The organism is Paraburkholderia graminis (genome assembly GCF_003330785.1).
In the GTDB taxonomy this organism is placed as follows: domain Bacteria; phylum Pseudomonadota; class Gammaproteobacteria; order Burkholderiales; family Burkholderiaceae; genus Paraburkholderia; species Paraburkholderia graminis.
The window spans coordinates 2,085,275-2,105,857 of record NZ_CP024934.1 but is presented as its reverse complement, the minus strand read 5'-3'; the positions used below and the strand labels follow the sequence as shown (position 1 = coordinate 2,105,857).

19 protein-coding genes are annotated in these 20,583 nt (G+C 64.3%); 12 read left to right on the top strand and 7 right to left on the bottom strand.

Annotated elements, in window-relative coordinates:
- Positions 1 to 19: 19 nt before the first annotated feature.
- From ctaD to CUJ91_RS09325, 5 genes are all read left to right on the top strand, one after another.
- Positions 20 to 2,050: a cytochrome c oxidase subunit I gene (gene ctaD / locus CUJ91_RS09345; protein ID WP_114156164.1), complete on the top strand. Its 2,031-nt coding sequence runs from the start codon at positions 20 to 22 to the stop codon at positions 2,048 to 2,050.
- Position 2,051: 1 nt separating this feature from the next.
- Positions 2,052 to 2,714: a cytochrome c oxidase subunit 3 gene (locus CUJ91_RS09340; RefSeq protein WP_114156163.1), complete on the top strand. Its 663-nt coding sequence runs from the start codon at positions 2,052 to 2,054 to the stop codon at positions 2,712 to 2,714.
- Positions 2,699 to 3,139, top strand: coding sequence for a hypothetical protein (locus tag CUJ91_RS09335; protein ID WP_029968560.1), 441 nt, complete (start codon positions 2,699 to 2,701; stop codon positions 3,137 to 3,139). Before CUJ91_RS09340 ends, CUJ91_RS09335 begins: the two co-directional genes overlap by 16 nt.
- A 2-nt stretch (positions 3,140 to 3,141) precedes the next feature.
- Complete coding sequence (locus CUJ91_RS09330; RefSeq protein ID WP_114156711.1) at positions 3,142 to 4,608, top strand: c-type cytochrome; 1,467 nt, start codon at positions 3,142 to 3,144, stop codon at positions 4,606 to 4,608.
- Positions 4,609 to 4,773: 165 nt separating this feature from the next.
- Positions 4,774 to 5,268 (top strand): DUF421 domain-containing protein, encoded by a 495-nt coding sequence (locus CUJ91_RS09325; RefSeq protein WP_053858148.1) that lies wholly within the window; start codon positions 4,774 to 4,776, stop codon positions 5,266 to 5,268.
- A gap of 243 nt (positions 5,269 to 5,511) precedes the next feature.
- On the opposite strand, the gene CUJ91_RS09320 is transcribed toward CUJ91_RS09325, so the two are convergent.
- Entirely contained in the window at positions 5,512 to 6,909 is a 1,398-nt protein-coding gene (locus CUJ91_RS09320) for an MFS transporter (protein ID WP_114156162.1), read from the bottom strand.
- A gap of 234 nt (positions 6,910 to 7,143) precedes the next feature.
- On the opposite strand from CUJ91_RS09320, the gene CUJ91_RS34345 reads away from it, so the two are divergent.
- Positions 7,144 to 7,296 (top strand): hypothetical protein, encoded by a 153-nt coding sequence (locus CUJ91_RS34345; protein ID WP_013588207.1) that lies wholly within the window; start codon positions 7,144 to 7,146, stop codon positions 7,294 to 7,296.
- Positions 7,297 to 7,466: 170 nt separating this feature from the next.
- Here CUJ91_RS34345 and CUJ91_RS34340 read toward each other — a convergent pair whose 3' ends face one another.
- Positions 7,467 to 7,616: a hypothetical protein gene (locus CUJ91_RS34340; RefSeq protein ID WP_006053306.1), complete on the bottom strand. Its 150-nt coding sequence runs from the start codon at positions 7,614 to 7,616 to the stop codon at positions 7,467 to 7,469.
- A gap of 400 nt (positions 7,617 to 8,016) precedes the next feature.
- On the opposite strand from CUJ91_RS34340, the gene mprF reads away from it, so the two are divergent.
- The 5 genes from mprF (at position 8,017) to CUJ91_RS09290 (ending at position 15,541) form a co-directional block, all read left to right on the top strand.
- Complete coding sequence (mprF, locus tag CUJ91_RS09310; RefSeq protein WP_244231001.1) at positions 8,017 to 10,569, top strand: bifunctional lysylphosphatidylglycerol flippase/synthetase MprF; 2,553 nt, start codon at positions 8,017 to 8,019, stop codon at positions 10,567 to 10,569.
- Positions 10,566 to 11,870: a virulence factor family protein gene (locus tag CUJ91_RS09305; RefSeq protein WP_114156160.1), complete on the top strand. Its 1,305-nt coding sequence runs from the start codon at positions 10,566 to 10,568 to the stop codon at positions 11,868 to 11,870. The genes mprF and CUJ91_RS09305 overlap by 4 nt, the downstream gene beginning before the upstream one ends.
- Before the next feature lie 266 nt (positions 11,871 to 12,136).
- Positions 12,137 to 13,708 (top strand): threonine ammonia-lyase, biosynthetic, encoded by a 1,572-nt coding sequence (gene ilvA, locus CUJ91_RS09300; RefSeq protein WP_114156159.1) that lies wholly within the window; start codon positions 12,137 to 12,139, stop codon positions 13,706 to 13,708.
- A 248-nt stretch (positions 13,709 to 13,956) separates the two neighbouring features.
- The gene (locus tag CUJ91_RS09295) at positions 13,957 to 15,135 is read left to right on the top strand and encodes a 4-hydroxybenzoate 3-monooxygenase (protein WP_006052830.1); all 1,179 of its coding nucleotides are present in this window, start codon (positions 13,957 to 13,959) and stop codon (positions 15,133 to 15,135) included.
- Between the two features lie 154 nt (positions 15,136 to 15,289).
- Positions 15,290 to 15,541 carry a hypothetical protein gene (locus CUJ91_RS09290; protein WP_114156158.1) on the top strand — a complete coding sequence of 84 codons (252 nt, stop codon included), beginning with the start codon at positions 15,290 to 15,292 and terminating at the stop codon, positions 15,539 to 15,541.
- Positions 15,542 to 15,628: 87 nt separating this feature from the next.
- Here the strand turns inward: CUJ91_RS09290 and CUJ91_RS09285 are convergent, their stop codons facing one another.
- Together CUJ91_RS09285 and CUJ91_RS09280 are read right to left on the bottom strand one after the other, a co-directional pair.
- A complete protein-coding gene (locus CUJ91_RS09285; RefSeq protein WP_006052828.1) occupies positions 15,629 to 15,898 on the bottom strand; it encodes a hypothetical protein in 270 nt (89 codons plus the stop codon).
- Positions 15,899 to 16,012: 114 nt separating this feature from the next.
- Positions 16,013 to 16,387: a hypothetical protein gene (locus CUJ91_RS09280; RefSeq protein WP_029968545.1), complete on the bottom strand. Its 375-nt coding sequence runs from the start codon at positions 16,385 to 16,387 to the stop codon at positions 16,013 to 16,015.
- 659 nt (positions 16,388 to 17,046) lie between these two features.
- On the opposite strand from CUJ91_RS09280, the gene CUJ91_RS09275 reads away from it, so the two are divergent.
- A complete protein-coding gene (locus tag CUJ91_RS09275; protein WP_181324897.1) occupies positions 17,047 to 17,601 on the top strand; it encodes a cytochrome b in 555 nt (184 codons plus the stop codon).
- Between the two features lie 59 nt (positions 17,602 to 17,660).
- Here CUJ91_RS09275 and kdgR read toward each other — a convergent pair whose 3' ends face one another.
- From kdgR to kduI, 3 genes are all read right to left on the bottom strand, one after another.
- Positions 17,661 to 18,539, bottom strand: coding sequence for a DNA-binding transcriptional regulator KdgR (kdgR, locus tag CUJ91_RS09270; protein WP_114156157.1), 879 nt, complete (start codon positions 18,537 to 18,539; stop codon positions 17,661 to 17,663).
- A 111-nt stretch (positions 18,540 to 18,650) separates the two neighbouring features.
- Positions 18,651 to 19,451, bottom strand: coding sequence for a 2-dehydro-3-deoxy-D-gluconate 5-dehydrogenase KduD (kduD, locus tag CUJ91_RS09265; protein ID WP_114156156.1), 801 nt, complete (start codon positions 19,449 to 19,451; stop codon positions 18,651 to 18,653).
- A 49-nt stretch (positions 19,452 to 19,500) separates the two neighbouring features.
- The gene (gene kduI / locus CUJ91_RS09260; RefSeq protein ID WP_114156710.1) at positions 19,501 to 20,337 is read right to left on the bottom strand and encodes a 5-dehydro-4-deoxy-D-glucuronate isomerase; all 837 of its coding nucleotides are present in this window, start codon (positions 20,335 to 20,337) and stop codon (positions 19,501 to 19,503) included.
- Positions 20,338 to 20,583: the final 246 nt, after the last annotated feature.

Below are 20,583 nucleotides of genomic sequence, written 5' to 3'. Positions count from 1 at the left end.
ACGTAAGGAGCGCATTTCGATGTCCGATCATGCCGACGCGCCGAGCTCGGGCGCATCGTCTTCGTTAGCGGCTGCACATGCGCCGCGCCTCGCGCGCCGGCCGCGGCGCGGCCGCGTGCCGCCTGGCAGCGCCGACGAAAAACGCATGCGCGAGATCTGGGAAACGCCGCCGGGCTGGCGCGGCTGGCTTTCGTCGGTGGATCACAAGACGATCGGCTTGCGCTATCTGGTGACCGCGTTCTTGTTTCTGCTGATGGGCGGCGTCGAAGCGCTCATCATGCGCGTCCAGCTCGCGCGGCCGAATGCGACGGTGCTCACGCCTGAGCAGTACAACCAGCTCTTCACGATGCACGGCGTGACGATGATCTTTCTGTATGCGCTGCCTGTGCTGTCCGGCTTCTCGAACTACCTGTGGCCGCTTGTGCTGGGTTCGCGCGACATGGCTTTTCCGCGGCTCAATGCGCTGTCGTACTGGATCTTTCTATTCGCGGGCATCTTCCTGTACGCGAGCTTTCCGACCGGCCAGGCGCCCGACGCGGGATGGTTCAACTACGCGCCGCTCTCGGGCCTCGAATACAGCACCGGACCCAACATCGACGTCTACGCGCTCGGCATGGTGCTGCTCGGTATTTCAACGACAGTCGGCTCGATGAACTTCGTCGTGACGTTGCTGCGCATGCGCGCACCGGGCATGTCGCTCGATCGCGTGCCGGTGCTCGTATGGGGCACGCTCACTGCATCGGCCGGCAATCTGCTCGCGGTGCCGTCAGTGAGCCTCGCATTTTTCCTGCTGTGGATGGACCGCCGCATCGGCACGCATTTCTTCGACGTACTGAACGGCGGACGGCCGCTGCTCTGGCAGCATCTGTTCTGGATCTTCGCGCATCCGTGGGTCTATGCGGTCGTGTTGCCGGCGATGGGCATCGTGTCCGATGCGTTGCCGGTGTTCTGCCGGCGCCCGCTGGTCGGCTACGGTCCTGTCGCGCTCGCCACCGTCGCGACGATGGCGATTGGTTTCGTCGTGTGGATTCACCACATGTTCGCGACCGGAATTCCGGCGCTCGCGCTGTCGTTTTTCGGCGCGGCGAGCATGGTGATCGCGATCCCGAGCGCAGTGGCCACGTTTGCGTGGATCGCGACCATCTGGACGGGGCGGCCGGTGTTTCGCGTGCCGTTCCTGTTTTTCGCGGGCTTCGTTTTTCTGTTCGTGGTGGGCGGCGTTTCGGGCGTGCTGACCGCGGCCGTGCCGTTCGACTGGCAACTCACCGACACCTACTTCGTCGTCGCGCATCTGCATTACGTGCTGCTCGGCATCAACGTGTTCCCGGTGATCGGCGGCATCTACTTCTGGTTTCCTAAGTTCACCGGCAAGATGATGAGCGAGCGTCTTGGCAAGCTTGGTTTCTGGGTGATGTTCGCGGGCTTCAACATCGGCTTTTTCCCGATGCATATCGCGGGGCTGCTCGGCATGCCGCGCCGCATCTACACGTATCCCGCCGATATGGGCTGGAATACGGTGAACCTCGTTACGTCGCTCGGCTCCTTTCTGTTTGCGTTCGGTATCCTGATCTTTCTCGCCGATCTCGCGGTGAGTCTGAAGCGCGGCAAGCCGGCAGGCAATAATCCGTGGGACGCACCATCGCTCGAATGGGCCGTGAGTTCGCCGCCGCCGCCGTACAACTTCGCGGTGGTGCCGACGCTCGCGAGCCGCCATCCGCTGTGGGAAGGCCGTATCGAGGAACCCGGCAACGCGGGCAACGTGCGCTCGCAAATCGACGAAGGTTATCTGCTGGCGGAAGGGCGCGAGGCGCTCGGTACGACCGCGCTCGAAGCGAATCCCGACGTGATTCTGAAGATGCCTGGCGACTCGTACGCGCCGTTCTTCCTTGCGTTGTTCGCCGCGCTTTTCTTCGCGGCGCTCGCGCTCGCGGCGTGGCTTTTCGCGGGCGCGATGCTGGCGGGCTGCGCGGTGTCGATCATCGTATGGCTGTGGCCGGAGCGCGAACTGATTCAGCGCGAACCGGTTGCCGTCCACGACGCCGGAGGCTGACATGAGCGACGCCGTCAACCTGCAGCGCTCATCGCGTGAGCCTCGCGAGCCGGACGAACCGGCGGGTCTGTTGCCGATAGGCAGCGCGGGCGAGCGTTCGGGCGGCTGGTGGGGTTGCCTCACGCTTGTGCTGACCGAAGGTGCATTGTTCGGATACCTGATCTTCACGTATCTGTATCTCGCTTCGCAAAATCCGCAGCACTGGCCGCCGGAAGGTTTGCCCAAACTCACGCTCGGCGTCGTCAACACAGTCATTCTGCTGACTAGCAGCGTGTTCGTCTGGCTATGCGAGCGTTGCGTGCGCCGCCGACGCGTGCGCTGGGCAGTCGCGTCGATGGCCACGGGTGTCGTGCTCGGCATCGTCTTCATGGGCATTCAGCTTGCGGAGTGGCACGACCATCCTTACGGGCTTACGACGCATCTGTATGGCTCGCTCTACTTCACGATCACCGGCTTTCATATGGCGCACGTCGCCGTCGGCATCGTCGTGTTGCTGTTGCTGCTCATATGGACCGCGCTCGGCTATTTCGACGAGCGGCGTTGCGCGGCGTTGAAGATCGGCGGACTGTATTGGCATTTCGTCGATATCGTCTGGCTGTTCATCTTCAGCACGCTGTATCTGACGCCTTACCTCTTTCAGGAGTGGTCATGGCCCAGGACATGAACACGCCTTCGACGAGCCCATTGCCCGGCGCGCCGCACCCGCTGCGCCATGTGCTGATCGGTCTGCTGGTCGCGCCGCTCGCCTGGCTCTTGCAGATGACCGTCGCCGAAATGCTCGCTGCGCAAAGCTGTTATCCGTTCGATCATCCGTTATCCGAACCAATTCTGCCGTGGATGAAAACCGCGCTCATCGTGCTCGGCGCATTGTGCCTCGCGGCGGGCTCATTCGGCACCTGGGTCGCGTGGCGCGAAATGCGGCAGCTTGCGCCGGTCGAGTGGGCCGCGCTCGATGCCGCGCGCCGCAAGCGGGTAGAGTTGCAGCGCTTTCTGCTGAGGGTCGCGGCGTTGTGCAGCACGCTGTTTCTGGTCGCTTTGATTGCGGTCGACGCCGCCATCGCGATCGTCTCGCCGTGCAAATGGTGGTGACGATGCGCGGCCTTCGTGATTTTATCGTGATGCGCGGCGGCCGCCTGGTGCCGCGAGGTTGGCGCGCGGGCAGTGTGGCCGCGGTCGCGCTCGCGGTGATGGGCATGTTGTTGCACGATGCCGCGAGCCATGCGCGAGAAGCCGCGGCGAGCGGGGCGGGCAAGGGCATAACCAGCACCGCAACGAACAGCACGGCCACGGGCGAGGCCAACGCCAACACCAACGCTACCAACACCAACCCCACCGAAATCGCCCGCGGCGCCTACCTCGCGAAAGCCGCCGATTGCGCCGGCTGCCACACAGCCCCGCCGCGCATCCCCCAGCCTGGCGCGAAGCCGGTAGCGACGCCGCCGTTCGCGGGCGGCCTCGGCATGGGCTCGCCGTTCGGCACCATCTATTCGTCGAACATCACACCCGATCCGCAAGCGGGCATCGGCCGCTACAGCTACGAAGACTTTGCGCGCGCGTTGCGCGAGGGCGTCGCGCGAGGCGGCAAGCGGCTTTATCCGGCGATGCCATACCCATCGTTTTCGAAGATCACCGACGACGACATGCACGCCCTCTACGCGTACTTTATGCACGGCGTGCAGCCTGTGCCGACACCCGCGCCGACGACGCGTCTGCCGTTCCCGTTCAACCAGCGTTGGGCGCTGCTGTTCTGGGACTGGGTTTTTGCGCCGACCAGGCAGTACCAGCCGGACCCCGCGCATGACGCGCAATGGAACCGCGGCGCCTACCTCGTGCAATCGCTCGGACATTGCGGCGCGTGCCACACGCCGCGCGGCCCCGCGTTCAACGAGCGCGGCTACAGCCATTCGAGTTCGACGTATCTGACGGGCGGCACCAACGACAACTGGTTCGCCTCGAACCTCACCGCCGATCCCGGCTCGGGCCTCGGCCGATTTTCCGCCGACGACATCGCCGCCTTCCTCAAAGCCGGCCACGGCGGCGGACTCGTGACTTTCGGCAGCATGGTGCAAGTGGTCGAAGACAGCACCCAGTACCTGAGCGATGCCGACCGCGCCGCCATCGCCGCATATCTGAAGAGCCTGCCGCCGCGCGCGCCGAACGGCCGCTTCAACGCAAACTCGCGCGCCGCGCAGCAGACCGTGCGGGCGCTCAGAACCGGCGACGTCGAGCGGCCCGGCGCCGGCATCTACGCAACGTATTGCGCGCGATGTCATCAGATGGACGGCGCCGGCGTGCCGCAAAAGTATCCGCGGCTGGCGGGCAATCCCGCCGTGCTCGGGGCATCGAGTACATCGCTCGTGCGCTTGCTGGTCGAAGGCGGCGAGAGTCCGCACACACTCAGCGGTCCGGAGCCGCGCAAGATGCCGTCCTTCACGGACAAACTGACCGATAACGAAATGGCGCGCGTGCTGACGTTTATCCGCAATACGTGGGGCAACGCGGCTGCGCCGGTGACGTCGCGCGATGTGTCGCGTGTGCGGGCGAAGCTGGGGAAGTAGCGCCTCAAACAGCGCCTGGAATAGCGCCTGGAATAGCGCCTCGGAATAGCGTCGCCGCGTCCGGCGATCGGCACATGGTTTGCTTCTCCTTGGCATCTGCTGCCGGTACTGCGCATGGCCTTGCCTTCATCGAACGGAGGCGGGCCGGACCCGGAGGACAAAACAATGATGGACGCGATTTATCTGCTGTTCGGGCAAGGGCGCGATCTCGACCCGCTGCAGATGAGCCTGCGCGCGGTCGTCGTGTTTCTGATCGCACTCGTGCTGATCAGGATCTCCGGACGGCGTTCGTTGGGACAGCGCTCGCCGTTCGATTCGGTGGTGGTCATTCTGCTGGGCGCCACGTTGAGCCGCGCGATCGTGGGCGCCTCGCCGTTCGTCGCGACTGTGCTGGCGTCGCTCGTGATCGTCGTTTGCCATCGCCTGCTTGCGTGGATCTGCATGCGCTCGCATGCGATCGAGCGGCTCGTCGGCGGCGTCGAGCGCGAGCTGTTCAGCAACGGCGCATTCAACGACGATCAACTGCAGGCCGCGCTGATGACCTCGAACGATGTGCGGGAAAGCGTGCGGCAGAAGATCGGCTCCCGCTCGCTCGACAAGGTCGCCGCGGCGATTCTCGAGCGCAACGGCGAAGTGAGCGTGATCCGCAAGGAGCAGTGAATTCGGCGCGGCGGGCAGCGGGGCAGACGAGCAGCGCGGGAGACCTGCAGCGCGACAGACGAGCAGCGTGGCAGACGAGCAGCGCGACAGACGAGCAGCGTGGCAGACGAGCAGCGCGACAGACGAGCAGCGTGGCAGACGAGCAGCGCGACAGACGAGCAGCGCGACAGACCAGCAGCGCGACAGGTAAGTCACCAGCTCGCCAAGCCACCAGCCCCCGCAGCCCGCGCTATCGGCTCGTCGTCAGCCGCGCCCACCGCGCGAGATTTCTTCCCCGGCGCCACGCGGCAGCCGCAACGTCACCGGAATCGACGCGAACGAGCACAATCCCACCACGAGAAACGCGGGCCAGAAATCCGACCACATGATCGCGTCGTGGCCGTTCAGCATGCGTGAAATCTGCAGCACGATGCCGCCGACCGTCACGCCGAGACCGAGCGACATCTGTTGCACGACACTGCCGAGGCTCGTCGCCCGCCCGACGTCGCGGCTCGCGATTTCCGCGTAGGTCAACGAATTGAGACTCGTGAATTGCAGCGCGGGAAAGAAGCCGCCGAGCAGCACCACGACCCAGATGATCCACGTCGGCGTGCCGGGAAAAAACAGCCCGCACGCCGCGATCGAAACGCCCGACAGCGCCGCGTTGACCACCAGCACCGAGCGAAAACCATAGCGATGCAGCACGCGCGACGCGACCGTGCGCATGAACATGCCGCCGAATGCCGACGCGCAGGTAATCAGGCCGGACTGAAACGCGCTCATGCCGTGTCCTTCCTGAAGCATCAGCGGCAGCAGGAACGGCAGCGCGCCGAGACCGATGCGAAACAGCGATCCGCCGAGCACGCTCGCCTGAAACGTCGGCACCTTGAAAAAGCGCAAATCGAGCAGCGGCAGCCGCGCGCGCTGCGCATACACGACGTAAAGCACCAGCAGCACCGCGCCGACCCCGCACATGCCGAACGCGTCGCGATTGGCGATCAGCTCGCCGCCGATCAGCGACAACCCGAGCAGAAGCAGCACCGCGCCCGCCGCCGACAGAAAAAAGCCGATCCAGTCGAGCGGGCCGGGATGCGGCTCGCGCGTGTTGGCGATGTGCTTGTTCGTCAGATAGATGCCGAGGATGCCGATCGGCACGTTGATAAAGAAAATCAGGCGCCAGTGCAGATAAGTCGTGATGAAGCCGCCGAGCAGCGGCCCGGCTGCGGGGCCGAGCATCGCGGGCACGCTCAGATAATTCATCGCGCGGATGAAGTCGGCCTTGTGCACGACCCGGAAGATGATGATGCGGCCGACCGGCACCATCATCGCGCCGCCGACGCCCTGGACGAAGCGCGCGAGCGTGAAGGTGGCCAGCGAATTCGACGCCGCGCACAGCAGCGAGCCGGCCACGAAGATGCCGATTGCCGTGCGAAACACGGTGCGAGCGCCGAAGCGGTCGGCGAGCCACCCGCAAACGGGGATGAACACGCCGAGCCCGAGCACGTAGCTCGTGACCGCGATTTTCAGCGCCACCGGGTCGCGCCCGAAGTCGCGCGCCATCGCGGGCAGGGCGGTGACGATCACGTTGGCGTCGACGCTTTCCATGAACATCGCGCACGCGACGATCAGAGGCGCTATCAGGGCGGTGCGGGCGGCGGTCATGGACAAAGCTGCGGCGGGCGGTCGCAGGCAAAGGGGTCATTATTGCACCTGTACGGTGCGGTTTGTTAATACTGCGGGCCTGCATGCCGCCCTTTTTGCGGTCATCGACCTCGGAGCGCGCTGCCGACGCCGCTGTGATTCTTGCGCAACAGCTTTATTTTTTGTTGCACTGCGCAACGAGAGGACTATAATCGGGTTATTCCCTAGGTAGAAACCCTATACAGGAGCCTCGATATGAACACCGCCACGAACGCTGCATCCGCCCGTAACACCGTCGCCGCCAAGGGCAACTGGCTCGCGAAACTGCGCGCTCTCGCGCTGCACGCACTGAATCTGCATCTGCAAAACTGCGCCGTGATCGCTGAGGCGCATCGCCGCCCGCAGTAAGCGGCAAACGCGGCCGGGCACGCTGAAAGGCGCTGTCGACGGTCGCGCGTTAAAGACGGTCGCGCGTCAAACGAACGCGGGTCAGCAAGCAACAAGCGGCGCATTTCGCGCCGCTTTTGCTTTGTGAACGCCGCGCGCTTCCCGTGGCTTATTCGCGGCTGACTCGCGGCTTACTCGCCCGAACGACGCGGCAAACGGATAAGCGTAACCGTTCGCCGCATTTTCGCCGCTCGCGCGGACCAGGCGCTCATCGCCAGCACGGTCGACGCGAGGGCCGCCAGATACAAGCCCGCCATCATCCAATCCTGTTCGGCCATCATCGTTTCTCCCGTCAAGTGCCCCGTTTGTGCGACCAACGGATCGCATCTCGCGAGGCTATTGCTTGCGATTACGGCACTTGCGGCAAAAAGCTTAGCCAGCCGTGGCTCACAGCTCACGTCAACCCGCGACGAATCTTCGTTGACCGTCCACGATTAGCGTTTAAACTTCAGCCCCCTGACTTCCGGGCCGGCCGGCGCGGCGCGGGTTCCGCCCAGGTTAAACCCCGGCGCAAAGGCCCGCAGTGTCAACCTTTTGATCTGCTTGCCGTTATCCAGTTGTAATCGCCGCAAGGCGACCTGGCGGCAGACGGCCCGTCGCCGCGACAGCTGACAGCTCCACGCAAGGCCCGCATTGACCATGTTCCATCGATATAAGAATAAATTCGACCGGCTGGGCGCGATGTTCGTCCGCGCATCCAAAGCGCGAGGCATCAGGGGATTGCTCTCGCCCGTGCTCGCGCTGGCGATCTGCGCGCTGCTGCTCGGCGTGCTCCAGCATTTGTCGCAGGCCGTCGACTACCGCTCGGTGATGCACGAGCTGCGCCGCTTGTCCGCCTCCGAGTGGACCGCCGCGCTGGCCGCCACGGCGCTCAGCTACGTGGCGCTCGTCGGCCGCGATGCAGTCGGCTTGCGCTACCTGGGTGCGAGTGTGCCGCGCCCGGCGCTATGGATCGGCGCGACGGCCGGCTCGGCGCTCGGCAACGCCACCGGCTTCGGCGCGTTGACGGGCGGCGCGGTGCGCGCCCGCGTGTATGGCGCCTCGAGCATCACGCCCGCGCAGATCGGCCGCATGACGGTCTTCACGAGCGTCTCGCTCGCGCTTGCACTGGTCCTGATGACGGCGTTCGGCATGGTCTGCCTCGCCAGCCCGCTTGCACCGATGCTGCATCTTTCGCCCGGCACCGTCCGCTGGGTCGGTGCGTTGCTGCTCGCCGCGCTGATTCTGCTGACCGCCGCATGCCGCGCCGAGACGCGCGCGATCCGCACGCGCTGGCAATGGCTTTCGTTCGACATCCCCGCGCGCCGCGATCTGCTCGAGCAAGTCGGCCTTGCGGTCGTCGACGTGATCGCCGCCGGCCTCGCGTTGTGGGCGCTGCTGCCGCATGCACACGTGAGCTTCGTCACCTTCATTACCGTCTATGCCGCGGCCATGCTGCTCGGCCTGATCGGCCATACGCCCGGCGGCGTCGGCGTGTTCGAAGCGGCGATGGTGTTCACGCTGAACGGCAGCGTCGCGACCCAGCAAATGGTCGCCGCGCTGCTCGCTTATCGAGCGATCTACTTCGGCGCGCCGCTCGTCGTATCGGCTGCGCTGCTCGCGGGTTTCGAGGGCCGCGCGCTGAAAGGCCGTCTGCCGCTGCGCCATGCGGCGGCCGCGTCGAAACTCGCGCCGCTGTTTCTGAGCCTCGTCACGTTCGTGGTCGGCGGCATGCTGGTGATCTCGAGTGCGACGCCCGCGTTCTGGCAGCGCCTTCATATTCTTCGCGACGTGCTGCCGCTGTGGGTGCTCGAAAGCTCGCAGATGCTGTGCAGCGTGCTCGGCGTGCTGCTGCTGTTCGTCGCGCGCGGGCTGCTGCGGCGTCTCGATGCCGCCTGGTGGATGACCTTGCTGCTCGCGGTGCTGAGCCTCGCGTTGTCGCTGACCAAGGGGCTGGCATTCGTCGAAGCCGGTGTGTTGTGCACGCTGATCGTGCTGCTGCTCGCGACGCGCCGGCGCTTCAATCGTCATTCGTCGCTGTTCGCCGAGCGCTTCACGGCCGGCTGGCTCGTCTCGGTCGCGATGGTGCTGATGCTCGCGACGTGGGTCATGCTGTTCGCGTTCCGCGACGTTCCTTATACGCGTGACCTGTGGTGGCAATTCGCCTTCGACGAACGCGCGCCGCGTGCGCTGCGCGCAACGCTCGCTGCGAGCCTGTTCGCCGCGACGTTCTCGTTCTGGCAGTTGCTGCGTCCCGCGCCGGGCCACTTCGTGAAGCCCGCGCCGGAAGATTTGCAGGACGCGGCGCGCATCGTGCGCGCGCAGGAGCGCAGCGACGCCGGCCTCGCACTGATGGGCGACAAGAGCTTCCTGTTCTCGGAGTCGCGGCAAGCGTTCCTGATGTACGCGAAATACGGCCGCACGTGGGCCGCGCTGCACGATCCCGTGGGTCCGCGCGCGGAGTGGGCCGGTCTCATCAGCAAGTTCGTCGCGCTCGCGCATGCGCACGGCGGACGCGCGGCCTTCTACCAGGTGCGCGCGAACGCGTTACCGCTCTATCTCGACGCGGGCCTCTCGCTGATGAAGCTCGGCGAGGAAGCGCACGTCGTGCTCGATGATTTCGATCTCAAGGGCTCGCACCGCGCGCATCTGCGCTACGCGCTCAAGCGCGGCGAGCGCGACGGCTTCACGGTCGAAGTGATCGACCAGGCGAACGTGCCGGCGTCGCTCGAAACGTTGCGCGGCATTTCCAACGGCTGGCTCAATAGCCGCGATGCGCGCGAGAAGAGCTTTTCGGTCGCCGCTTTCACCGACGAATACCTCGCCGCGCAATCGGTGATGCTGGTCCGCCAGAACGGCGAGCCGGTCGCGTTCGTCACCTTCATGACGACCGACCTGAACACCGAGGCGACCGTCGGCGTGATGCGTCACGTGGAAAGCGCGTCGCCGTACGCGATGGAATATCTGTTCACGCAACTGGCCTTGCATCTGAAGCAGGCCGGTTTCCGCTCGCTGAGTCTCGGCATCGCGCCGCTCTCGGGCATGCAGCCGACGCCGCTTGCGTCGCGCTGGCACCGGCTTGCCGGCATCGTGTGGCGCTTCGGCGGCCGCTTCTATAACTTCCGCGGACTGCGCGCTTTCAAGAGCAAGTTCCAGCCGCATTGGGAGCCGCGCTATCTCGCGGCGTCGGGTTCGGTGGGCGTGGTCTTCACGCTCGCGGACCTGTCATTGCTGGCGGGAGGCCGGCGTTCATGACTTTGCAATCGTTTTTCAGGCTCGCCGTCGTGGCGGGCCTCGTGGCGGGCAGCACGCTCGCGAACGCGGCGACGACCACCATTTCCGGCGGCCGCTACGGCAACGTCACCGTCACGCAGCCGGTCGGTCCCCTGCGCGGCTTCGTGGTGCTTTACTCGCAGGCGAGCGGCTGGAGCGCGGCCGATCAGCAAAGCGCCGACGCGCTGGCGAAGCAGGGCGCATTGACCGTCGGCGTGGATACCGCGCGCTATGCCGCGAAGCTCGCGACCGATCCTGCGCAGAAGAAAGAAGCCTGCCATCAGCTCGTCGGCGATGCCGAAGCGTTGAGCCATCAACTCGAGCGGCAGTCGCTGTCGAACCATTACTTCGCGCCGATCGTCGCGGGCACGGGCCAGGGCGCGACGCTCGCGATGCAGGTGCTGGAGCAGGCGCCGTCGAACACGATCGCCGGGGCTGTCGTCGTGGATGCGGAGCACACGCTCGATCCGCGCTTCAAGCCGTGCCCGCCCGATTCGACGATCATTCGCGACAAGATTCCGGGCTTCGTCGAAAAGGCATCGACGGGCAACGCAGGCAACGCAGGCAACGCAGGCAACGCCGACCGCGCGCGTCTTGTCGCGCTGATCGCGCCGCATCTGCAAACCGTGTCGACGCATGACGAGGACGTCTCCGATCTGCCGCTCATCGAACTGCCCGCCGCGCATCCGAACGGCCTGATGGCCGTCGTGATTTCCGGCGACGGCGGCTGGCGCGATCTCGACAAGACCATCGCCCAGGCGTTGCAGAAAGACGGCGTGTCGGTGATCGGCATCGACAGTCTGCGCTACTTCTGGAGCGAGAAGCCGCCCGCGCAAACGAGCCGCGACCTCGCGCGCGTGATGCAAACCTACGGCGCGCGCTGGCATGCCGAGCACATTGCACTGATCGGCTATTCGTTCGGCGCGGACGTGATGCCGTTCGCGTATAACCGCTTGCCCGAGGCGTTGCGCGCGAAGGTGTCGCTGATCTCGCTGCTCGGCTTTGCGCCTGACGCGGATTTCCAGATTCGCGTCGGCGGCTGGCTCGGCATGCCCGCGAGCGACAAGGCGCTGAAAGTGCGCCCTGAACTGGCGCGTGTGCCGCCCGCGATCGTGCAATGCATCTACGGCCAGAACGAGGAGGACACGCTGTGTCCGACGCTGACGAAGACCGGCATCGAAGTGATTCGCACGTCGGGCGACCATCATTTCGGCGGCGATTACAACGCGCTCGAGCGGCGCATTCTGAGTTCGTTCAAGAAGCAGAGCGGCGTGCGGGATTGAGTGCGCTGATCGCGCGCTCGTTTCGCACGGTGGACTCGCGGCACACTTGCATTGACAAATCCTGACCAGTCAACGATGATCGTCCGCATGAACTGCCTCGACATCCGTATTGCGCTGATTATTAGCATCATTCATCGAATGGTGGGTTAGCGCGCGTCTGATAGCAGTCACACATAACCCGCCCCACGAGGCGGGTTTTTTATGTCCGCTTGCTCCGCCTCCTGGTCGACTTTCGATGACACGTCCTTGCCGCACAGGAGCTTGCCTTGCCCTCACGCGAATCACAACCGCTCGATGAAGCCGTCGACCATGTCGCGCTTCGTCACGACTACCTGAAAAAAACCCTCACCGCGCGCGTCTACGACGTGGCCCGCGAGACCGAGCTCGAACGCGCGCGGCATCTGTCGGCGCGTCTGCGTAATCCCGTGTATCTAAAGCGCGAGGATAACCAGCCGGTGTTCTCGTTCAAGCTGCGCGGCGCGTACAACAAGATGGCGCACATGTCCGCCGACGCGCTCGCGCGCGGCGTAATCACCGCGTCGGCGGGCAATCATGCGCAGGGCGTGGCGTTGTCGGCGGCACGCATGGGCGTTAAGGCGATCATCGTGGTGCCGGTCACGACGCCACAGGTCAAGGTCGATGCCGTGCGCGCGCATGGCGGGCCGACGGTCGAAGTCGTGCAGTTTGGGGAATCGTTTAGCGATGCGTACGGCCACGCGGTTCAGTTGCAGAAAGAGCGCGACCTGACCTTCGTGCATCCGTTCGACGATCCGTATGTGATCGCCGGCCAGGGCACCGTCGCGATGGAAATTCTGAGCCAGCATCAAGGCCCGATTCACGCGATCTTCGTGCCGATTGGCGGCGGCGGACTCGCGGCGGGTGTCGCGGCGTATGTGAAATCGGTGCGCCCGGAGATCAAGGTGATCGGCGTGCAGACCGACGATTCGTGCGCGATGGCCGCGTCGTTGAAAGCGGGCGAGCGCGTGACGCTGAATGAAGTCGGTCTGTTTTCCGATGGCACCGCCGTCAAACTCGTCGGCGAAGAAACCTTCCGCCTGTGCAGCGAATATCTCGACGACGTGCTGCTGGTCAACACCGACGCACTCTGCGCCGCGATCAAGGATGTCTTCCAGGATACGCGCAGCGTGCTCGAACCGGCGGGCTCGCTCGCAGTCGCGGGCGCGAAGCAATATGCGGAGCGCGAAGGCATCGAGAACCAGACGCTGATCGCGATCACGTCGGGCGCGAACATGAACTTCGACCGGATGCGCTTCGTCGCCGAACGCGCCGAAGTCGGCGAGGCGCGCGAAGCGGTATTCGCGGTGACGATCCCGGAAGAGCGCGGCAGCTTCAAACGATTCTGCGAACTGGTCGGCACACGCAGCGTGACCGAATTCAATTACCGGATTGCGCAAGCCGAATCCGCGCATATCTTCGTGGGCGTGCAGATCAGGAACCGCAGCGAATCGGCGCAGATCGCAAGCGCCTTCGAGGCGCACAACTTCGCCACCGTCGATCTGACTTTCGACGAACTCTCGAAGCAACACATTCGCTATATGGTCGGCGGCCGCTCGCCGCTCGCACACGACGAACGTCTGTTCCGCTTCGAATTTCCCGAGCGGCCAGGTGCGCTGATGAAATTCCTTTCGTCGATGGCGCCGGACTGGAACATCAGCCTCTTCCACTATCGGAACCAGGGCGCGGACTACAGCTCGATTCTCGTCGGCATCCAGGTGCCGGAAACGGATAACGCCGAGTTCGACCGCTTCCTCGCGACGCTCGGCTATCCGTACTGGGAAGAGACGCAGAATCCGGTTTACCGGCTGTTCCTCGGCTGAACGTTATCGGCGCACTCGGGGTTTACCTTGAGCGCCTCACGTACGAGCAATCGCACCGCATAAACAGGCACTGCGCTGCAAGCGCCGTCAGCAGGGCGTCGCGCCGTATCGGCGGCTTTGCGTGACGCTTGCAGCGCTGTCCTGCTATCTCAAAAGACGATACAGCGTATCCGCCGTATCGCGTTGCGCGATAGCCGGGCCAATCGTCAAACTGGGCGCAAATCACACTTGCACTCAGGAGACACATCATGCGCACTCAGGTTGGCATCATCGGCGCGGGGCCCGCGGGCCTGCTTCTTTCTCATCTTCTTCATCTGCGCGGTATCGAGTCGGTCGTGCTCGAAACGCGCACGCGCGAGCAGATCGAATCGACGATACGCGCCGGCGTGCTCGAGCAGGGCACGATGGATCTGCTGACGCAAGCCGGCGTCGGCGAGCGCATGAAGGCGGAGGGCGCGCTGCATCACGGCTTCGAGCTTGCGTTCGAAGGCAAGCGCCGCCGCATCGATCTGACCGGACTGACGGGCCACTCGATCACCGTGTATGCACAGCACGAGGTCATCAAGGATCTGGTCGCGGCGCGCGTGGCAGCGGGCGGGGAATTGCGCTTCGGCGTATCGGAGACGTCGCTGCATGGCATCGACACCGACAAGCCGTCGATCCGCTACCGCCACGAAGGCGAACTCTGCGAGTTGCAGTGCGACTTCGTAATCGGCTGCGACGGCTCGCAGGGCGTTTCGCGCGCATCGATTCCGCAGGCGTTGCGCCGCGACTTCGAACGCGTGTACCCGTTCGGATGGTTCGGGATCCTATGCGAAGGGCCGCCGTCTTCCGATGAACTCATTTATGCGCGCCACGACCGCGGCTTTGCGCTGATCAGCACGCGCTCGGCCAACGTGCAGCGCATGTACTTTCAATGCGATCCGAAAGATTCCGTCGATAACTGGTCCGACGACCGCATCTGGGCCGAACTGCATGCACGCGTCGATTCGCACGATGGTCAGCACGTGAAGGACGGCAAGATATTTCAGAAGAACATTGTCGGCATGCGCAGTTTCGTTTCGGCGACGATGCAGCATGGCCGGCTCTTCCTGGCCGGCGACGCCGCGCATATCGTGCCGCCGACCGGCGCAAAAGGGATGAACCTTGCGGTCGCCGACGTGCGGTTGCTCACGAAGGCATTGAACGCGTTCTACGTCGAGAACCGCAGCGATCTGCTCGAACGCTATAGCGAAACGGCGCTCAAGCGCATCTGGCGCGCGGAGCATTTCTCGTACTGGATGACGAGCATGATGCATCGGATCGAGGGCGCGTCGCCGTTCGAGCAGCAGCTTCAGGTGGCCGAACTGGAATACGTGACGACGTCGCGCAGCGCGGCCACGGTGATGGCGGAGAACTACGTCGGCGTGGCCGTGCCGCAAGACTGAGCGCAACGCCGGCGGCTGCGATTGTCGGTGCAACAGCAACAGTGAATTCAGGATTAGCGGATTTATCGTCTACGACGGCGCACCTACACTGCCTTCACCGCTGCAACGAATTCCGTTCGCAGCACACATAAGAAGCATGACTGGAGGTGGTCAAATGAAATCGCTCATTCAGGCTGTTGCAGTTGCCGTCGCGCTGGGCGCGCCGATCGTTTCGATGGCGCAGACGTCGGGGCAAGCCGCGCAGCAAGGCGTCGAGGTTATTCAAAGTCAGGCCGCGGGCCAGCAGGGCGCCGCGCGAGTCGAGAACAGCGGCTATGGTTCGGGCAGCCACGGTTCGTGGCAAGCGGGCCGCGGCGGCGACGTCACGTTCAGTTCGTATTCGCCGCCGGTTTATAACGCACGATAAAGTTTGTCGAAAGAGCAGGGCGCGGAGTTTTCGCGTTCAAACCGCAAACGAAAAAACCGCATGACGCCCTAGGCGCCGCGCGGTTTTCTATTTCTGCATCGTGCCGGATTGCGGCGAGCGCAACAACGTCATCTCGTTGCGCAGCAGTGCGATGAGGTCGTCGTCGGTTGGTCGCGTGCCCCAATGCCGCGCGCCCGCGACGGACGCAATCGCCATCCACGAATGCGGTGGAAACCATTCGCGAACGAGCGCGCCGTTCTGCCGCAAACACAACTGGCCGGTCTGTTCGCTGTACTCCGCGCAGACGAGCATGCCGTCGATCTGCGCGCTGACTCGTCGTGGATCAGTGCGTACCAAGTTGTCGCTCCTGCAAGCTGCCGATGCAAACGCAAACGCAGACCTCAATGCAAAGGCAAAGCCCAATGCAGCGCGGCGCGATCGTCATAACGTGTAGCGCCGCACTACGCGCGATCAATGATCGCCGCCGTGGCCGTGCCACTCGCCGCGGCCATGTCCTTCGCCGTGGCCGCGCCAGTCTCCGTGCGGACCGCGCGCGTCGCGCCATTCGCGTTCGCGATGACGCTCTTCCCATTCGCGACGTTCCCAATAGCGATGACCGTCGTAGTAACGCTCGCCATACCAGCCGGGACTAACGACGACCACCGGTGGCGGCGGCGCATACACCGGCGGCGGAGGCGGCGCATAGACCGGCTCGGGCGCATACACGACGCCCGGAACGCCGATGTTCACGCCGACGTCGACGTGAGCGAGCGCCGCCGACGACGCCCCGATGCCGACACCGGCGACGATCGCAATAGAGAGCAAGCGGCTTCGTGATTGATTCATGGGGTGGGTTCCCGTGTTCTTATGATTGAGTGTGTAGGGCTCGGCGCGCGCCGCGATCAGTAACGGTCGTGGTAACGGTAATGGTTGTGATAGCCGCCATCGGGCACCACGATGCAACCGCTCAACGCGGTGCCGAGCGTCGCCGCCAGAATGACCAGCGCAAAAATTCGTTTCATGAGATTGCTCCTCGTTGCTGTTGATCCGAACTCTACTGAGAGGCGGTATTACCGTTGTGTTCGTGTGTAACAGGACGTGTCGCGTGCATCGCGTGGACTGTTTGTGCAGGGCGCGGGCAGGCGAGGGCGCACGTGCCGCGTGATGACCGCGGCTACGAAGTGCAAACGAGGGGCAAGCCATTGAGCACGCTATGAAAAGGCCGCGTACGCAGGTCTTGGATGAGGCGTGGCGCAACAAAGGCGTGGTGCAAGCAGCGCTGAAAAGCGGAAGGCAGGGCGAGACGCGGCCTATATGCCGCGCGGATACATTCGGTTGCAGACTGGCGTTTTACGTTGATCGTTTGCGACGCGAGGCCTGAGATTGGTCAATCGGCCGGACCGCAGTTCAGCTTTTATTAATATTTGACCGGTAGCATACTGGCTCGCACGCCGGCGCCCGCCCCGTGCCCAACCCACGATGCCCAACGAGAAACGAGACGTCCTATGAAGATGCAATCCTTCGATACGAATGCGCGCCGTTATGCGACCGGCTATGACGGCGTCGCCCGCTTGCTTCACTGGCTGATCGTCTTGCTGATTGCGGCGCAGTTCGTGATCGGCTGGACCATGCCGGACATTCACAAGGGCACGCTGCCCGAAGGGCTGATTGCGTGGCATCTCGGTGTGGGCGCAACCTTAATCGCGGCCGTCGTGCTGCGAATCGTCTGGCGTGCCACGCATCGTCCGTCGCCGGCATCGGTGTCGCCGTTTTTTCGCGTCGTTTCGCATATCACGCACGGACTGCTGTATCTCGCGCTTGTCGTCGTGCCGGTGCTCGGATGGGCGAACGCGTCATCGCGCGGCTGGACGATCAAGCTTTTCGGCGTGCTGCCGTATCCGTCGATTTCGCCGACCGGCTCCAGCGTCGGGCATGAGATGGGCGACATCCACGGGTATCTTGCGTGGGTCTTGCTCGTGCTGATCGGCTTGCATGTGGCGGGCGCGCTCTTTCATCGCTTCGTGCTGAAGGACGATGTCTTGCAGCGGATGCTGCCTTGAGCGGGTGCGATTGCCTGAACGCAACCTGAACGCAACCTGAACGCTGCATCAGCGCTCGATCAACCCGGTTCGGCGGCCGCATGCTGCGGCGCGGCTGCTTCGCGATAGCCGAGCCGCGTCGAGATCGCAAGGCCCGACTCGCGCAGCAGCGCGACGTAGTGCGACTTCGTATCGGCGCCGCAGCGCATGGTCGGAAATGAAATGGACAGGCCGGCGATCACGCGGCCAAAGCGGTCGAACACCGGCACCGCGATACACTGCAAGCCTTCTTCCTGCTCCTCGTTGTCTTCGCCGTAACCTTGCTCGCGAACGCGCGGCAGAATGCTCAACACTGCCTCGGCCGACGACAACGTCTTTTGCGTCGACTTGCGGAATTCGACGTGAGACAGCACCTCGCGCGCGTCGGCCGGCTCCATCCACGCGAGCAGCACCTTGCCGATTGCCGTGCTGTGAAGCGGATTGCGCCGGCCAATCCGCGACTGCATGCGCAGCCCGTAATCGGCGTCGATCTTGTGGATATAGATGATCGCGTCTTCGTCGAATGCGCCGAGGTGCACCGCCTCGCGTGTGAGCTGGCCGATGCGGCGCATTTCGACGTCGGCTTCGCGCACGAGATCGACACTCTCCAGCGCCTTCGCGCCGAGTTCGAACAGACGGATGGTCAGACGGTAGCGCTCGGTCTCGACTTCCTGCGTCACGTAGCCGAGCGCCTTCAGCGTCTGCACGACGCGATGCACGGTCGTCTTCGACATGCCGAGCCGTTGCGACAGTTCGCTGATGCCGATCTGCCCGCTGTCGCCGATCGCGCCGAGAATCGCGAACACGCGGCCAATCGACGAAGCCGATTCGCCTTTGTCGCTGCCGCACTCGACGCTGTCCGCGTCGTGCGCAAGGGTCGCGGGAACGTCCTTACGCTGCTGTTTGCCGGTTGCTGCCATTTCCGTGATTCCCTGATCGAACTTCTATTCGAACCGTATTCGAACGCTATTGCGTGCCGCGTTGCGGCGGACGCCGCGAGCATACCGCGTCTCGTCGCGTATGTTGAAGACTCAGCGCGCGAGCCATCCGCCGTCTACTGCGAGTGTATGCCCGTGCACGTAGTCCGACGCGGACGACGCCAGAAAAACCACCGGTCCCGCGAGATCGTCCGGCGCGCCCCAGCGGCCGGCCGGAATGCGGCTCAGGATTTCGTCGTTGCGCTGCGCGTCCTCACGCAACGCCGCGGTGTTCGCGGTGGCCATGTAGCCGGGCGCAATCGCGTTCACGTTGATGCGCTGCGCGGCCCATTCGTTGGCAAGAAGCCGCGTGAGCCCGAGCACGCCGCTTTTCGACGCCGTGTACGACGCGACGCGTATGCCGCCCTGGAACGACAGCATCGACGCGATGTTGATGATCTTGCCGCCGCTTTGCTGCGCGACGAATTGTCTTGCCGTGGCCTGCGCGAGAAAGAAGAGGCTTTTCAGATTGAGGTCCATCACGGCGTCCCAGTCGTCCTCGGTGAAGTCGAGCGCGTTCTCGCGACGGATGATGCCCGCGTTGTTCACCAGCACGTCGACACGTCCGAACGCTTCCACTGCGGCGCGCACGATGTCGTCCACTGGCGCAATCGACGCGAGGTCCGCGCGCACGTCTGCGAATCTGCGCCCCGCGGCGGCGACGCGCTCGGGCGTATCGCCCGCATCGGCACGCGACACGCCGACGATGTCGCAGCCCGCCTCGGCGAGCGCGAGCGCCATGCCCGCGCCGAGGCCCGCGTTGCTGCCGGTGACGATGGCGACCTTGCCAGTCAGATCGAACGGATGGGTCACGGGGCGGTTGGTGGCGGAGATATTCACAATGTCAAAGCCCATGTCGTGAGTTTCGTATGGCGAGCGGCCGATGCGATGCGATGCGATGCGCTCAGCGCAGGTCCCGCACCGCGATATGGTCCATGTCGCTGAACACCTGGTTTTCGCCGACCATCCCCCAGATGAACGTATAGGCCCGCGTGCCGACGCCCGAGTGGATCGACCAGCTCGGCGAGATCACCGCCTGTTCGTTATGCACGACGATGTGCCGCGTCTCGCTCGGCTCGCCCATCATGTGAAAGACGGCGGCATCGTCGGCGACATTGAAATAGAAATACACCTCCATGCGCCGCTCGTGCGTATGGCAGGGCATCGTGTTCCACAGGCTGCCGGGTTCGAGCTTGGTCATGCCCATCGACAACTGGCAGGTCGGCAGCACCTCGGGCACGATGAACTTGTAGATGGTGCGGCGGTTGCTCGTCGCGGCATCGCCGAGCGTTTGCGGCGACGCCTGCGCGAGCGAGATCGTGCGAGTCGGATGCGACTCGTGTGCGGGTGCGCAGTTCAGGTAGAACTTGGCCGGCTGCGCGGCGTCGTCGCTGCCGAAGGCTACCGATTGCGCGCCGCGGCCGATGTAGATCGCCTCCTCGTTACGCACCGTGTAGCGCGTGCCGTCGACGTCGACCCAACCGTCGCCGCCGATGTTGATCGCGCCCAGTTCGCGCCGCTCGAGCAGATAGCTGACGCCGATCGCCTTGCCGAGCGAGCCGGGCACTTCGACGGCGCGCGCGGCGGGCCACGCGCCGCCCACAATGATGCGGTCGATGTGGCTATACGTGAGCCGCAGCGCGTCGCGCTCGAACACCTCGTCGACGAGGAACTCCTTGCGCAATCCGGCGGTGTCCAGCGTCTTCGCATACTCGCTGTTGACGGCCTGCCTCACGTGCAGCGTTGCTTCCATGATTGTGTCTCCGGTGGGTGGGCGCCTTCCCGCAGTTACCCAGCTTAGCGGCGGCGCACGCATGGGCTCGACTGTAGCGCGTTATTCGCCTTTTCGGAACAGTGGTCCATAAAAAATTGCGAGGCATGGGTGAGCCAGCGGAGGCCCGCCAGCATAGGCCGGGTAAACGATTATCCTCGTCGCGCAAAAAACCGGAACGACGTTCCTGACTCGATGCTATATTGCGCCGAAAGG